Source organism: Alphaproteobacteria bacterium (assembly GCA_037200005.1).
Lineage (GTDB): Bacteria > Pseudomonadota > Alphaproteobacteria > UBA9219 > RFNS01 > JBBCGY01.
On sequence record JBBCGY010000001.1, the window covers coordinates 1,666,916 to 1,682,286 of the forward strand.

The window sequence follows — 15,371 nt, forward strand, 5'->3', positions numbered from 1 at the left end:
TAATGAAGCGACAATCGCATTTTATGCGGTTGTGCGCGGCGGTGCAAATCGGGTAATCAAGCATAGGAATGGGGGAAAAATGCAAGACGTTATCGAATCCGCCTGGGAAAACCGCGCCGCGATCAATAAAGACACGCAAGGCGGCATACGCGATGCCGTCAATGCCGCGCTGGCCGCGCTCGACGCGGGCGAATTGCGCGTGGCGCGGAAGGAAAACGGCGTCTGGAGCGTCAATCAATGGCTTAAACAGGCCATTCTTCTGTCCTTCCGCCTCAACGACAACACAGTCATTGCCCCGGACGCGCCGGTCAGATGGTTCGATAAGATTCCGGGCAAGTTCGAGAATTGGGACGAAGCCCGCTTCCGCGCGTCAGGCATACGCGCCGTGCCGGGCGGTTTCGCGCGCTATGGAGCCTATATCGGCCCGAATGTCGTGCTGATGCCGAGCTTCGTCAATATCGGGGCATATGTCGATACCGGCACGATGGTCGATGGCTGGGCGACGGTCGGCTCCTGCGCGCAGATCGGCAAGAACGTGCATATCTCCGGCGGCGCGGGAATCGGCGGCGTGCTGGAGCCTCTGCAGGCCAACCCGGTCATCATCGAAGACAATTGCTTCATCGGCGCGCGCGCCGAAGTCGCCGAAGGCGCGATCGTCGAGGAAGGCGCGGTGCTGTCGATGGGCGTCTATCTCGGCGCGTCGACCAAGATCGTCGACCGCGCCACCGGCGAGATTTTCATGGGACGCGTGCCTGCCTATAGCGTCGTCGTGCCCGGCAGCCTGCCCGGCAAGAATTTGCCGGACGGCTCGCCCGGCCCGTCGCTTTATTGCGCCGTGATCGTCAAGCGCGTCGATGCCGCGACCCGCGCCAAGACCGGCATCAATGAATTGCTGCGGGATTAGATGGCTCACGACCGCCCGCATCATCTGCACGGCATGGCGATGGGGGCCGCGGGCTACGGCATCTTTACCCTCTATGACACGCTGCTGAAACAGACCAGCCACGCCTACCCGCAATGGCAGATCATGGCGACGACCAGCGCCACGAGCGCGGTCTTGGTCATGGCGTTCGCCCTCATGACCGGCGGCATCAAGCGGCTGAAAACCTCTCGCCCCGCGCTGCATTTCGCGCGGGCCACTTTTAGCGTCATATCGTTCGGCTGCGCTTTCTACGCCATCCGCCATATTCCGCTGACCGATTTCTACGGCATCATCTTCGCGGCCCCGATCATCAGCACGGCATTGTCGATCCTGTGGCTGCGCGAGCATGTCAACTGGCAGCGGTGGCTGGCGGTGATCGGCGGCTTCGCGGGCATCATCGTGATGCTGAAGACAGGCATCGCGCAGGCTCCGACGGACACCGCGCGCCTCGGTTATTTCGCGTCCATGGCGGCGGCGGTGCTGAATTCCGCGGTCATGATCATGGTAAGGCGCTACGGCCAGGGCGAAACCAACGTGGCTTTCTCGTTTTATTCCGCGCTTTACTGTTTCCTGCTGACCTCGGCTCTGCTGCTGGCCTGGGGCGGCGTTGCCTATGCCACAGCCGATCTGGCCCTCGTCATCCTCGCCGGAGCGCTTGGCGGCGGCGCCAGCGTCCTGATGATGAGCGCCTTCCTGCGCGCGCCCCGCCGCCGCCGTGGCGCCGTTCCAGTATACCCAGATGATCTGGGGCACGATCCTGGGCTATCTGGTTTTCCACGACATACCGCAAACCAATATGCTCATGGGCGCGATGATCGTCATCGCCAGCGGCATCGCCATGCTGTGGCGCGAAGCGCGGATCGCCTATGCGATGAAACGCGCCGGCGCTCTTGCCGGAAAAACGCCATGAAAAATTTGCGCGATCATCACCCCACGGTGCGCGGCATGGTCTATGCCGCGCTCGGCTATTTCGGCTACACGGTTTACGACACCTGCATCCGCACGACGCGGGAAGGGCATTATCCGCCGTGGCAGGCGCTGTGCGTCATCGCCGCGAGCGGCCTCGTGACGCTGGCCGCGATCAGCCTCGCGCGCGGCGGCATGCAGCACGTCGTCACGAAGCGGCCGGGATTTCATCTGGGACGCGGCCTGGTCAATATCGTCAGCGTATGCTGCTCGCTCTATTCCGTGACGCATATTCAGCTCGCGGAATTCTATACCATTATCTTTCTCATGCCGCCCTTCGTCGCCTTGCTGACCGCCTTCTGGCTGCGCGAGCCGGTAAAACCCTCGGTATGGTTTGCCATCGCCGCAGGTCTGTGCGGCGCGCTGCTGGTGGTCGCGCCGTGGGAGAAAGGCGGATTCGCGCATGTGAATTTCGATTATCTTGTGCCGTTCGGCTCGGTGGTTTTCAGCGGCACGGCGATGGTGATGGTTCGCCGCTATGGCCAAGGCGAGAGACCGCTCAGCATTCCCTTCTGGTTCTCGGCGCTGAACACAGTTCTGAGCGGAACGCTATGGCTGCTGCTCGGCGGCAAGCCGTTCCTGCCTGGCCATATCGAGATGCTGCTGTTGGTCGGTGTCGTCTCCGCCCTCAGCCTGCTTGCGGTGATAACCGCCTTTCAGATCGCGAGTCCGGCTCACGTCACGCCGTTTCAATATACGCAATTCCTGTGGGGGGCGCTGCTCGGCTATTGGATATTCGGCGATGTTCCGCCGCCGCGCATCTGGGTTGGCGCGGCGCTGGTCATCGGCGCGGGAGCTTTTCTTTTGCACCGGCAGGCACGCAAGGAGCGGCTCAAGCGTAACGCTTTACCGCCAGAACCGCATTAAGGCCGCCAAAGGCAAAGGAATTCTTGAGCGCGACATCGATCTTCATCGCGCGCGCCTCGTTGGGCACGACATCGAGCCGGCATTCCGGATCGTCGCCGAGCCAGCCCATGGTCGGCGGCGCTTTCTGCTCGGCGATGGACAGCACGGTGGCGACCATCTCCAGTGCCCCCCGCCGCGCCCAGCGCATGGCCGAACATGGATTTGTTCGACGAGGCGGGAATCATCGCGGCGCGTTCGCCGAAAACCTGATAGAGCGCCCTGGTTTCGGTGACGTCGTTGGCGCGGGTTCCGGTGCCGTGGGCGTTGATGTAATCGACGTCTTCCTTGCGGATTCCGCCATCAACCAGCGCGCCTTCGATCGCGCGCGCCATGCCGTCCACGTCGGGCGTGGTCAAATCCTTGGCATCGGCGCTCATGCCGAATCCGGCGAGTTCGGCATGAATTTTGGCGCCGCGCGCCTGCGCGGATTCCAGCGTTTCGAGAACGAAGGCGGCCCCGCCCTCGCCCAGCATCATGCCTTGCCGGTCTTTCGAGAACGGGCGGCAGAAATCCGGCGCCATGACGCGCAGCGCCTCCCACCCCTTGAGCGTGCCGAAGGTCAGGCAGGCTTCCGAGCCGCCGGTAATCGCCATGTCCGCCATGCCGCTGCGCACCATATGCATGGCGGTGCCGATGGCGTGCGTCGACGAGGCGCAGGCGGAAGCGATGGTATAGGCCGGCCCCTGCGCGCCGAGCTCCATGCTCACCTGGCTCGCGCCCGCATTGGCCATCAGGCGGGGAATGGTGAAAGGATGCACCCGGCCGCCCAAGGCGGCGAGCTTGTCGAAACTGTCTTCGACCGTATTCTGCCCGCCCGCGCCGGTGCCGAGAATGACGGCGGTGCGCAACGCAAGCGCCGGATTCATCGAGAGGCCGGAATCTTTCCAGGCTTCGCGCGCGGCCACGACGGCGAATTGCGCGAAACGGTCATAAAAATTGAGCCTCTTCGGCTCGAAATGCTGTTCCGGGACGTAATCGGGCAGCGGGCATGCGCGAAACTGCACCGGGCCGGACGGACGGTTGAACGTCACCGGCTTAACCGCGACTTCGCCTTTGAAAAGATTGGCCTTGAAACTTGCCAATTCGAGGCCGATCGGCGCGATCACGCCGAGGCCAGTAATAACGACGCGGCGCATGGTCAGAGACCTACCCCGCCACTGCCGCTTTGCCTTGCTTCAATTCGATCTGGCGTTCGACCAGCGCGACGACCTGTCCCAGCTTCTCGAATTCCTGATTCTGGGCGTTGGCGTTAAAAGGCAGCTCGATCCCGTATTTGTCTTCGAGCGCGAAGACGATCTCCACGACATCGAGCGAGCTGATGCTCAGATCGGTCAGTTTGGCGTCAAGCGCCAGTTTGTCGCGTTCGACCATCGCCTTGGTGGCAATGACGTCGAGGATGTCGTTGGTCAGCGTCGCATCGGTCATGAGGTAATCCTAAGGGTCTTGAGTATGTTAAGAAAGAGAGTTAGCCGGTTTTGTCCGCCGGCTCAAGCGCCTTCATCTTCTCGGTGAGAGTTTCGACCTGTTTGAACAGGAATTTCAAGCGATTGGTTAACATCATATTGTCGATGAGCCTCTGTCTTGGCAAGGCCGGAATGCCCCCCAGAACCTGACGCGGCGGAGCATTGCCCGCGACGCCGCTCAGGGCCATGACGACGACATCGTCTCCCACGATGACGTGATCGGCGACGCCGCTCGCCCCGCCGATGACGACGCGGTTGCCGAGGGTCGCGCTGCCCGCGATGCTCACGCAGCCGCAGAGCATGCAATCCTCGCCGATTCGCACATTATGGCCGATCTGCACCTGGTTATCGATCTTGGTGCCGCGTCCGATCCGCGTGGCCGCGACGGTGCCGCGGTCGATGGAGGTATTGGCGCCGATTTCCACATCGTCGCCGATCACGACATTGCCTATCGAGGCGATGCGGCGCAGGCCCTGATTGTTGGTCGCGGTGATGGCGCCGTCGGACTTCGCGGCTTCCACGCTGCCGCGTTCCGGCGTGACGAAGCTGAATCCGTCGCTGCCGATGGTGGTGTTGAAATGGATGAGGCAGTTCGCGCCGATCACGCAGTCCGCGCCGATGCGCACACCCGCGCGCAAGACGGTCTTGGCGCCGACAACGGCTCCGGCCTCGATGGTGACATTGCTTTGCAGCGTCGCGCCTTCGCCGATGACCGCGCGCGGGCCGACCGTGCAGAACGGCCCGACGATCGCGTCCTTGCCGATGCGGGCCGTCGGGTCCACGGCGGCGCTGGGATGGACGCCGCTGCCGAATTCCGGCTCGGCCGCGAACAGATTGGTCAGGACGGCCATCGCGAGGCGCGGGCGGCGCACGCGCAGATAGGCGGCGGCGAGGCCGTCTTCGATATCCCCGTCGGTATTGAACACGGCGGCGGCGACAGGCTTTTCGCGCAGCAGCGGCAGCAGCTTCTTGTCCATGGCGAGCGCCAGATCCTGGCCGCCCGCATAATCGCTGGGATGCACGACGCGGGCGACCGGAATTTCACCGTCGCCGACCAGCGTAGCGCCTAAAATATCTGCAAGCTCTTTGAGCTTATAGGAACGGGGGGGCATCATGTCATCCAACGTCAATGGGGAAACGAGATTTCTCGTCGCTCTTGCTCGGAGTGGAATATAGGGACTATTTTGGCGCGATGGAAAAGCTTTTTTTATGGACGCTTGCGATTTCGCTGCTGGCGGCACCGGCCGCGGCTGCGCCCGTGCCGGCCGGCAAGTGGGAAATGCGCGAAATCCGCGACAGCAACGGCGCCATCAGCCATTGCGTGGCCGATCACGCCTATGACAACGCGATGCATATCAACTTCGCGCTCGATCATTCCGGCCGCATGAATATAGGCATTATCGTGCCGAACGCCGAATTCGGCGCCGGGGAAAAATACTCCTTGCGCCTGCTGCTGCCCGATGGCACATCCAGGATATCCAGCGCCGAAGCGAGAATGGACCAGATGCTGCTCGTCGAGGACGGCATCGATGCCGAATTCCGCAGCCGTTTGAAGACAAGCGCTTATATGATCGTCCTTGGAGTCAGGGACAAAATCATCTTTCCTTTACCCGACTCTGGCAACATGCTTCGGGAACTTGCCGCGTGCGCCAGGTAAAAGGATTGGGCAAAAAGATGTGATCGAAATCGAGGATAAGAAGTCCGTTATGGTTAAAACCCGCTAACCACATTATCGCCTCAATTTTGTCTCAGATTTTAGCAAATAGTCAATCAAACGCATGTAAGCTGATTCCATAATAAGAATGCAGATGAAACACGATATTCGTCGGATCAGCCGGCCCAGACCGGTCAGAAGGGTATAGAGCAATGTATATTGAACTGCCTCAACGTCAGTTGGCCATCGCGGTTCCTACCGATCAGCTTCATATCGACCCGGTTCTTAATCTGCCCGACCGCTTCGGCCTCGGCGCGATTATCGAGCAAGTGCTTCAGCATGCGGCGCAGCATCAGGTGATGGCCAGCTACTTCGTCATCGGCATCGACCGCATGAAAATGCTGAGTCAGGCATTCGGCGCGCGCGTGGCCCACGACATTTTGTCGGCGACGGCGCAAACCCTGGTCAAATACGCCGCCGACCGCGCCCATGTCTGCTGGCTTGGAGGCGATATGTTCGCCGTCCTGATGCTGAATGTCGACGAAAACGACATCAACAAGCGCGCCGCCGACATGCTTGCGCTGTTCCGCGACCCCCCTCCATCCCTGGCCGCAAGACCTGCATGTCACGGTTTCGGTCGGCGGCGCGGTGATCCCGAGCGCGGCGATCACGGTGCACGACGTCATGACGGCGGGCGAAACGGCGCTCCAGCAGGCGAAACTGGCCGGCCGCAATTGCTTCTCGATCTACAATGCCAATCCCGCCGCCGAGGACGAATTGCGCGAATCGATCATGATCGCGACGCGGGTGCAGCAGGCATTGAACGACAACGCCCTTCATCTCGCCTATCAGCCCGTGGTCTGCTCCACGTCGGGCCGGATCCTGTTTTACGAAGCCCTGGCGCGCCTGTTCAGCGAAAGCGGCGAACCGATCCCGGCGGCCCATTTCATTCCGGCGGTCGAAAAGCTCGGCCTCGCCTATCAACTGGACTGCCGCGTGATGATGATCGCGGTCGCGGAACTGAAAGCCCATAATGATTTGCAGCTCGCGGTCAATATTTCTGCGGGAACGGCGGAACATCCGGAATGGCCGGACTATCTCGAGCGCGCCCTGGAAGGCCGCCGCGATCTGGCTTCTCGCCTGATCGTCGAGATTACCGAAACCGTGCAGATCCGCGACATGGCCGTGGCCCGCCGCTTCGTCGATTTCACGCAGGGACTGGGCAGCCGGGTGGCGCTCGACGATTTCGGCGCGGGCTACACCACGGTTCAGCAGCTGACCGGCCTGAGCGTGCGGTTGATGAAAATCGACCGGGCGATGGTCGTGGGCATCGACACCAACACGCAGCAGCAGGAAGTCATGCGCGCCATGATCGCGCTGGCCCGCTCGCTCAACCTTAAGATCGTCGCCGAAGGCGTCGAAGACCCCAAGGTCGCGGCCTGGCTGACGGCGGAGAAAGTCGAAATGCAGCAGGGCTATCATCACGGCCATCCCGCTTTCGACCGGCCCTGGAACAGCACGGCGGCCTGAACTCACAATAAATTAAGCCCGGCTATATAGAATGGCCTGATGGAAACTTATACTTTCTATCACGGCACCCGCGCCGATCCTGCCGTCGCCCAACAGAGTTTCGCGCAAGGCGCGCAGCCGCAAGGCAAGGGCTATGGCGGCCAGAAGACAGGATTTTATATTCTTACATCCCAGGACGCCGCGCGCCGCCACGCCAGAGATTTCCTGGAGCAGGAGATTTTTGCCGATCAGGAAAAACGGGCAGGTCCGCCCTTGGTGGTGCAGATAAAAACTGATTTTAAGTCCTCCGAATGGGATATCGATTACGAACAGCACGCTTCGGAAGTTCTGGCGCTCCTGGGGGCGCATCGATCACTTTTCGGAGAAATCATCGGGCAGCCTTTCTCATATCTCAACACGCAAAATCAAACCGAGACTTTTTGCGTCAAGGGATTGCATGATTTCGGACCAGGCGGTGGCTTTAAGATCGCCGACGGCGCTCGCAGACGCGGCTTTGGATTTACCAGAGCGCCAGACGATGAAGGCACGGTGGGTGATGCGCCGATATTGCAAGCCATTGCCGACCATTTTTCGGCTATCGACCCTGATTTTGCATCCGCACGGCAGCAATTAATGCTGGATCTGGCCACGAAGCCGGGTTCCGCGCTAAAATATGTGGGAACCTCACCGCTTGCCGTGAAAGGCATGGAGGTTTTCGAATCCGGCACCTGGAATAATCTGCCATTGCCGCCGCGTCACCCTTCCTTGCCGCAAAATCGGCAAGATTTGCGGCTTTAGTTTTCCATTCGGCTTTACAGGATTTCCAAGAACGGCGTATATCTTCCGGATTGCCGCGCTTCGGCATGAGGAAACGCAATGTCAGACGACCCATTCGATCATCGAAGCTTTTTCATGCCCGGCCTCCAGCTGTCGGGCCTGGACGAGCATGCGACCCGCATGCCGGGCGTCGCCTTGATGGACAATGGGCGGGGCGGCTATCTTTTCGAAGACATTTCAATTCGCGCGGCCGCGCCGGTCAAGCTGGCCGCCATCGAAATATTGTCCCGATCGCTTGACGCCGTCGCGGGCGAGCGCGATCAGCGCGCCCGCAATAATCTTTTATGGGAGCACTGCCTGGCCGCGCGCATGCGGTTTCACCACTTCGCGGTGGAAGACGAGCAGCGGGTGGCGGCGGGAATGCAAAATTTCCTGGTCAGGCTTTTCAAGATTCCTACTCTGGACCAAGCCGCCAAAGACCAGAAGACCGCGATCGTCCGTTCGCTGGAGAGCAAGAGCGTCCATGATTACGAACGGGATCATCCCGGCGCGGGCGAACTGCCCAAGAGGCGCGCGCGCGTTCTTCTTGCCAGGCTCCACCACGCCGATCCTTCATTGTTCCCATAATGTCCCCTCCCCGCCTCATCACCGGCCTTTCCGAACTCACCGGCAAATATGACGCTTTCATATTCGATTTATGGGGCGTGATTCATGACGGCAAGACCTGTTATCCCGGCGTCGCGCCCTCCTTTCATGCATTGCGCGAGGCCGGGAAGAAAATCGGCATTATCAGCAATTCGCCGCGCCCGGCGGCATCCGCCGCCGACAATATCCGCAAATTCGGCCTGACGCCCGATATGTATGACGTCATCATGACGTCGGGGCAGCTGACCTATGAAGCCTTGCGCGACCGGCCCGATCCGTGGCTGCAAGCGCTTGGCCGGCGATGCGTCCATTTCGGCCCCCCTCACGAATTCGCGCTCTACGCGCCGCTCGGGCTTCGGGAAGCGGCCACGCCGCAGGATGCCGATTTCATCCTGGCGACCGGCGTCGAGGATGTCCATAAGACGCTCGCGGACTACGATTCCATCCTGAAAGCGGCGCTGGAGAAAAAACTGCCGCTGCTTTGCGCCAACCCCGATCTCGGCGTGTCGCAGGAGGGTCGTCACAAGCTCGCCGCCGGTTCCATCGCGCATCATTATGCCGACATGGGCGGCGATGCCCGCGTCCCCTACGGCAAGCCGCACCCGGCGATTTTCCCATCGGACTCTGGAGCAGCTGGGCGTCGCGCCGGACCGCGCCGTGATGATCGGCGACAATCTGCTGACCGATATCGCGGGAGCGCATGGCGTCGGCATGGCGACTCTATGGATTCACGACGGCGTGCACAGGCCGGAACTCGGCGAGGCCACCGACATCGCGAGCCTGCGCGGCTTTCTTGCCAAACATGATGCGCAAGCCGACTATATCCTGCCTTCCGTAACCTGGTCGTAAAAAGCCGCGCTGAACTTTAATCTCATGTCTATTTCCCCGCCGGAATTCCACCGCAACGTCTTTCGTTACCGCCCTTTCGCGATTCTGTGGACGGGACGGATGCTGTCGACTCTGGCTATCATGATTCAAAGTGTTACGTTGGGCTGGCAGGTCTATATGACCGCGCGCCTCGATCACGGCGTGGAGGAAAGCTCGTTCCTGGTCGGCATGATCGGGCTGGCGCAGTTCCTGCCGATGTTCGCGCTGGCCCTGCCCGCGGGAGAAGCGGCCGACCGCTACGACCGCCGAAAAATCATGATCTTCTGCGGCATTCTGCACACATTCATCGGCGTGGCGATGACGTTGCTGGCCTTGGATGAGAAGCCTCATCTGACCGCCTTGTTCCTGGTGGCCGGGCTGTTCGGCGTGGTGCGCGCCTATATGATGCCGCCACCGGCGCGCTGATGCCGATGCTGGTGCCGCGCGCCGCCATGCCTCAAGCCATAGGGTGGAGTTCGCTCAGCCGTCAGGTGGGCATGATTTTCGGCCCCTGGATCGGCGGCGCGCTGTGCGCCGCGTCCGCCTCGCTGTCCTATGGCGCAGCGTGCCTGCTCAGCCTGATCGCCACCTTCGCCTATGTGGCGATCAAGGGAGAGACGCGCCCGCAACATAAGCCCAGCGCGCGCCTGGCCATGATCCGCGAGGGCCTCCAGTATGTCTGGAACACAAAAATCATCTTCGGCGCCATCTCGCTCGATCTGTTCGCGGTGCTGCTGGGCGGCGCCACGGCGCTGCTACCGGTCTTCGCGCGCGATATCCTGCATGTCGGCGCCGACGGATTCGGCATCCTGCGCGCCGGAATCGCCATCGGCGGCGCGGCGGCGGCGACATGGCTGGGCCTGTGGCCGATCAGCCGCCACGCCGGAATATGGATGCTATCCTCCGTCGCCGTTTTCGGCGCGTCGACCATCGCTTTCGCCTATTCGGAATCGCTTTGGCTTTCCGTGGCGCTGATGGCCCTCGCGGGCGCGGCGGACGGCGTTTCGGTCTATGTGCGGCAAAGCATCCTGCAGATCGTGACGCCGGACGCGATGCGCGGACGGGTCTCTTCGGTCTCGGGATTGTTCGTCAGCGCCTCGAACGAACTGGGCGAATTCGAAAGCGGCGTCGCGGCGCGCCTGCTTGGCCCCATCGGCGCGACGGTCTTCGGCGGCGTCGGCTCGCTGCTCATCACGCTTATATGGGCGCGGCTGTTTCCCGCCCTGCGCAAGGTCGATAATGTGGTCCCGGCGGAAATGCCGCCGGCCTGAGGGCTAAATTCGCCCTTTTTCTGCCACCCGACATCTGGTATCTGTCTTCCAGGCGCGGAGAGGCGGCCGAGTGCCCGCGCGCAAGGGCGCGCATCAATAAACTTAACCACGAGGCTTTTTTCAGATATAGGCAATATAAGTGCGGAGAGGTGGCCGAGTGGTTTAAGGCGCTCGCCTGGAAAGCGGGTGTACTGTAACAGGTACCGTGAGTTCGAATCTCATCCTCTCCGCCAAACATTTGCGTTTTTATCAACAAATTCAATATGTTAGATAAAATGAAATCGTTAATTCATACAATTTGACATACAAATAATTTGTGGATATTGGTATACGGGAGTGAACGGGGACGGACAAAATCCCCTCCTGGGACGAGTTCTCAGGACGGATCGCGAGTGGTGAGTTCCAACGCCTGTTCGATGATTTTCGTGACGGTCGGAAGACGGTTCGCAGGACATGAAACAAGCAGGCGAGTCAGCCGGTCGATCTCCTTGCGATGAGCTTTGCCCTTCTCCTGTCCCTTCTCTTGCGCGGACGGAAAGTCGAACATCTCCGGCAGCGTCACGCTCAAGACTTTCGCAAGCTGCGCGACCGTATCCAAGCGCGTCGAGCTGAATCCTCTTTCGATATTACTGACGGTATCGACGCTGCGGTTGATCGCATCGGCGAGTTCTTCCTGCGTCAATCCTTTCAGACGCCGCAACTGCTTCACCCTCTGGCCTAACTGACGATTGAGCTTCTTCTCGCGCATGGCCGGAGTTTCCTTCGGTTAACCAAAGGAGACCACCGAATGAGATTCCGGTTTTTAGCTTGATTTTCGCCTATAGGTCGTAATATCAATCGGAGTAACACCCAATGAAGGCTATAAACATCGAGCGAAAATACGTCCCCATGCATCCAGCACAATCCTTCCCACCTACGGAGAGAATGGCACGGGTCGCGTGGCGCGGCGGCTGCATCATGGGTCTGTCTGCCTTCTTTATCATGGTCGAAGTGCCCGTCGCGCAGGCCCAGATCGTCGAACAGGAAATAGCGGTAGGGGAATGCGTCAAAACCGAACATATGGGACAGCCGGTCAGGCTATGTCGTGACAACGCCGGAACTTTGAGATTCCTCCCCCTTGAGGAAGAACCCGCCGAGCCGGAAGATGAGGCTCCTTTTCCCGCTTCCCAACTTCGCCTGGACGAAGAGCAGCTTACAAAATTTGAGACCGCACTTTCCACTTTCAACGTCGCCGACAAAGATGCTGCATCGAAAATGCAAACGCTGCTCGATCAGGTGACTCAATTTAAGTACCTCCTATCCAGCAGGTCACATGAGCCATCGTCATTTGTTGAAAGGGTCGAAGGACTAAGAGAGAGGATCGCCGCAAGACAAAATCAGTTGGCGAAGCAGCCCATTATACGGAAATTGTCGTCCTCTCCGCCTTTGTCACCTGAACAAGAAGAAGAGAATGCTCGCATAGGCTGGACATTTATGCGCGCCATTTTCTTGCTAGTCACATTTGTGATTGTTTGGGCCAGAACACAACGGCTTCCGTCGGGGTGGCGAGCCTTAATGGTGATCGGCATAGGGATTCTTATTATTCATCCCTCAACCGTCATAGGGGGAATGATAAGCGCATTGGCCTATTGGCTCTATTTCCGCAATCGGGCGCATGACGATCGCTTTGATGCCAAGAATGAAAATGTTCTCGATGAGGAAAATTTCAGCAATGAGGCGCTTAATCGTGACGCTTATAAGAAGTTTGCTAAGGCCGCTATTCAATTGCATGAGAGTTCATCCAGATTAAAATCTTTCAAAATTCATTTCGGCAATGAATTTCGAGCCTGGGAAGCATCCAGGCCTTTTCTCGCCATATATAATAGTTCTCGTACGCTTATCATAACACCATATCGCTATTGGCATTATATTAGAGGAAAGCTGATCGACAGTGGCGTGACGAAAGAAATTAGATATGAGGTTTCTTTTCAAGATACTGAGACTCGAAGAACATCTCATGAGGATGATGCTGTAAACGTAACATGGAGATACGCACAAAGGGTTGACCCCTCTAAACCTGACTTGCGCCATAACAATAATTACAAAATATACATCGTGCGCCGCTATGGGATCACGCTTGCTCTGCCAAATTCTCATCCGATTGAATTGCCTTTTAGCAAGAATGTGACTTCTTTGTTCGATGAAATTATAGAATCCGGGAGAACCCGACTGCATAGACCCTTCTCCGAAAAGGCAACGCGAATACCTCACGAGAAGACTCCATAAAAGACGCACACAGAACAACGCAACATGAGAAACACGAGGCCATCTGGTGCCAAGATTTGCAAGGCAGATGGTCAGGTCAGTCCGGAAGAAATTAGGCCTTTAAGAAATATTTTGGAATTGATGAAAACAACACTCCTGATGCCCTAAAGATTTTCTCACATGCCGCTTCATCACCACATGGGTTACAGGAACCTGCGCGTAAGATTTATACTCTTTTCAAAGGTGAGCGGGAACCTTTAGAGCATATTATTATTGGCCTTATCGAAGTCGCTGCCGCCAATAGAGTTATCACAAAAGCAGAAAAATTAGTCATCGAAGCGATATGTGCTGAATTTCAGTTTCCAGAAGACGAAATCGAACGTTTATTTTTGATATATGAAGACCTTCATCAAGAAGAGCATGATTTTTCTCAGCGAATTCTGCACAAGGCACTCATATAAAATATCCTGAAAATCCTCGGATTGAAAGAAGGCGCGGCCCTCGAACACATCAAAGCCGCATATAGGGAACTGGCAAGAAAGCATCATCCTGACATGCTTCATGCACAAGGTGTTCCGGAGGAACGCATTAAGGACTCAGAAGAAATTATGAAAACTATAAACACGGCTTATGGCTGGTTATCCGAGAACTACAGTGAAAAGGAGCAAGCGCGAGCCTGACAGGAATGGGAGCTCTATCTGGTCGATGTTAACCCCTCCGGCAACTGGCTTTGGCAGGAATTAAAACTCGGCCTGCCTATCTCGACGGTCATGGCCGATAAATTGATGGCTTAATCACAGACTCCATGAAGGAAAGGAGGTTAGAATGGCGGCACAATATACGCCTAAACAACGCGACGATATGTCATCATAGATTGGACGGGATTTTCTATCCTCTTCTGAAATGCCTTTCTTTTTGTGCCGCAGTCCCTCCCGATCACTTATACCTTTCCTCAGTATGCCATTGCGACCCTGATTGTCCCCGCTCTCGCCATGGCTTCTTCCTCCCCCGCACGATCATATCGCTTAGCGGAGATTACATCGAATTTCCCTGTTATCTCTGGCGCAGGAAGATCAAGTTAAGCGAGATCGACGACATCAATATGGAATTCAGGACTACCGGTGGAAGATCGAACCCTTCGCGAGAGTCTATTGCGCCAATCTCTCCAGTCCGTCCGGCCGGATGCAAATCCGATTTTATAGCAAGGGCGCGCGCGACCAGTTTCTCAGCATTATGAAAAACCATTCACGCGCACGTATCACGCGCTGGACATAATGCCCAAGTAACGGCCTAGAAACCCAATCCATCATTGTTCCATTCCTCGCGGCTTATCTGCCCCTGGCAAGCCGCGAGGAAAAAACTCGTCCCCACGCCAGAGGCTGATGAAAGGAAACCCATATGAAGGTTGACGATCTCATGAAACATCTTGAAGCCGTTCCCTATAACGCCGAGGCCTATCTTGCGCTGCGTATGCCATTAGGCGGGAATTCCGTCGAGATTCCCGTCGATTTTCTGGCCTACCGTCCTCATGAGGAGCAGGAGGTTTTTAGGCGATCCGGCAAGGTTTGGATCGCTGGCTGCCGCCTCGCCGTGCGCGACCTCCCTTATGACCTATGGCCGACCAGAATTCAAGGTTACTCCCTAATATCGTCCATCTAGCCATACCGTAACCATCAAGGCCCGGTTCGCCGGTCTCACCTGCCCCCCCCCCCCCCCACCACAATTTGAACTACTGCCACGGCGCTTATGGGCTGCACCGGCGGCGGAGCCATGTCCCCAGCCCAGAGGAGAAGCACAATGCAGGAAGAACAAGACAGAAAATCGCGCATACGGTCTCTCAACGATACGCTACGCGAGACCATGCTGATCGGAAGGGTTGTCTTGACCCAAGGTGTCATGAGTCTGGACGCCTTCCGGCGCGCCGAGATCATGCAGAAGGTACGGACGTTCAGCGATTTCACCTATGACAACGACCCGCACCAGGAACATGATTTCGGGGCCTTCATGGCAGACGGCATCCGCATCTCTGGAAGATCGACTATTACGACAAGGAGGGCCGATTTCTGTCGCCCGATCCCGCCGATCCCAAGGTGACGCTACGGATTCTCACCATCCTCTTGGCCTCGGAATGGTAGGAGGCGAGCATG

14 protein-coding genes, 1 tRNA gene and 2 pseudogenes are annotated in these 15,371 nt (G+C 58.1%); 12 read left to right on the forward strand and 5 right to left on the reverse strand.

The genetic code is table 11. The annotated features are described in order from the left end of the window. The first annotated feature begins 79 nt into the window (after window positions 1–79). Together dapD and WDO70_08765 are read left to right on the forward strand one after the other, a co-directional pair. Window positions 80–904, forward strand: coding sequence for a 2,3,4,5-tetrahydropyridine-2,6-dicarboxylate N-succinyltransferase (dapD, locus tag WDO70_08760; GenBank protein ID MEJ0063276.1), 825 nt, complete (start codon window positions 80–82; stop codon window positions 902–904). Beyond that, window positions 905–2,755 (forward strand): DMT family transporter, encoded by a 1,851-nt coding sequence (locus WDO70_08765; GenBank protein MEJ0063277.1) that lies wholly within the window; start codon window positions 905–907, stop codon window positions 2,753–2,755. Here WDO70_08765 and WDO70_08770 read toward each other — a convergent pair. The 3 genes from WDO70_08770 to lpxD are packed head-to-tail and all read right to left on the reverse strand — an operon-like array spanning window position 2,752 to window position 5,372. Next, window positions 2,752–3,930: a beta-ketoacyl-[acyl-carrier-protein] synthase family protein gene (locus WDO70_08770; GenBank protein MEJ0063278.1), complete on the reverse strand. Its 1,179-nt coding sequence runs from the start codon at window positions 3,928–3,930 to the stop codon at window positions 2,752–2,754. The genes WDO70_08765 and WDO70_08770 overlap by 4 nt on opposite strands. 10 nt (window positions 3,931–3,940) lie before the next feature. Further along, entirely contained in the window at window positions 3,941–4,219 is a 279-nt protein-coding gene (locus tag WDO70_08775; GenBank protein ID MEJ0063279.1) for an acyl carrier protein, read from the reverse strand. 40 nt (window positions 4,220–4,259) lie between these two features. Next, window positions 4,260–5,372 (reverse strand): UDP-3-O-(3-hydroxymyristoyl)glucosamine N-acyltransferase, encoded by a 1,113-nt coding sequence (lpxD, locus tag WDO70_08780; GenBank protein ID MEJ0063280.1) that lies wholly within the window; start codon window positions 5,370–5,372, stop codon window positions 4,260–4,262. Window positions 5,373–5,449: 77 nt separating this feature from the next. Here lpxD and WDO70_08785 point away from each other — a divergent pair, with 77 nt between their 5' ends. After that, on the forward strand, window positions 5,450–5,914 hold the full coding sequence (locus WDO70_08785; protein ID MEJ0063281.1) for a hypothetical protein: 465 nt from the start codon (window positions 5,450–5,452) through the stop codon (window positions 5,912–5,914). Between the two features lie 191 nt (window positions 5,915–6,105). Here WDO70_08785 and WDO70_08790 read toward each other — a convergent pair whose 3' ends face one another. Then, window positions 6,106–6,597, reverse strand: coding sequence for a hypothetical protein (locus tag WDO70_08790; protein ID MEJ0063282.1), 492 nt, complete (start codon window positions 6,595–6,597; stop codon window positions 6,106–6,108). Between WDO70_08790 and WDO70_08795 the strand changes: the two genes are divergently transcribed. The 6 genes and pseudogenes from WDO70_08795 (at window position 6,584) to WDO70_08820 (ending at window position 11,213) form a co-directional block, all read left to right on the forward strand. Further along, window positions 6,584–7,441 (forward strand): EAL domain-containing protein, encoded by an 858-nt coding sequence (locus tag WDO70_08795; protein ID MEJ0063283.1) that lies wholly within the window; start codon window positions 6,584–6,586, stop codon window positions 7,439–7,441. The two genes, WDO70_08790 and WDO70_08795, sit on opposite strands and share 14 nt — an antisense overlap. 39 nt (window positions 7,442–7,480) lie before the next feature. Beyond that, window positions 7,481–8,218: a hypothetical protein gene (locus WDO70_08800; protein ID MEJ0063284.1), complete on the forward strand. Its 738-nt coding sequence runs from the start codon at window positions 7,481–7,483 to the stop codon at window positions 8,216–8,218. A gap of 78 nt (window positions 8,219–8,296) precedes the next feature. Then, window positions 8,297–8,824 (forward strand): hypothetical protein, encoded by a 528-nt coding sequence (locus tag WDO70_08805; protein ID MEJ0063285.1) that lies wholly within the window; start codon window positions 8,297–8,299, stop codon window positions 8,822–8,824. Continuing rightward, window positions 8,824–9,648, forward strand: a complete 825-nt coding sequence (locus WDO70_08810; protein ID MEJ0063286.1) for a TIGR01459 family HAD-type hydrolase — start codon at window positions 8,824–8,826, stop codon at window positions 9,646–9,648. Before WDO70_08805 ends, WDO70_08810 begins: the two co-directional genes overlap by 1 nt. A 163-nt stretch (window positions 9,649–9,811) precedes the next feature. After that, window positions 9,812–10,980: pseudogene (locus tag WDO70_08815) on the forward strand (MFS transporter). 143 nt (window positions 10,981–11,123) lie between these two features. Further along, window positions 11,124–11,213 (forward strand) — tRNA-Ser (locus WDO70_08820). Window positions 11,214–11,356: 143 nt separating this feature from the next. Here WDO70_08820 and WDO70_08825 read toward each other — a convergent pair. Next, window positions 11,357–11,728, reverse strand: a complete 372-nt coding sequence (locus tag WDO70_08825) for a helix-turn-helix transcriptional regulator (GenBank protein ID MEJ0063287.1) — start codon at window positions 11,726–11,728, stop codon at window positions 11,357–11,359. Between the two features lie 209 nt (window positions 11,729–11,937). Between WDO70_08825 and WDO70_08830 the strand changes: the two genes are divergently transcribed. The 3 genes and pseudogenes from WDO70_08830 to WDO70_08840 all read left to right on the forward strand — a co-directional run bounded on the left by WDO70_08830 (window position 11,938) and on the right by WDO70_08840 (window position 15,359). Next, a complete protein-coding gene (locus WDO70_08830; protein MEJ0063288.1) occupies window positions 11,938–13,245 on the forward strand; it encodes a hypothetical protein in 1,308 nt (435 codons plus the stop codon). Window positions 13,246–14,622: 1,377 nt separating this feature from the next. Beyond that, window positions 14,623–14,883: a hypothetical protein gene (locus WDO70_08835; GenBank protein ID MEJ0063289.1), complete on the forward strand. Its 261-nt coding sequence runs from the start codon at window positions 14,623–14,625 to the stop codon at window positions 14,881–14,883. Between the two features lie 270 nt (window positions 14,884–15,153). Further along, window positions 15,154–15,359: pseudogene (locus WDO70_08840) on the forward strand (DUF3768 domain-containing protein). Window positions 15,360–15,371: the final 12 nt, after the last annotated feature.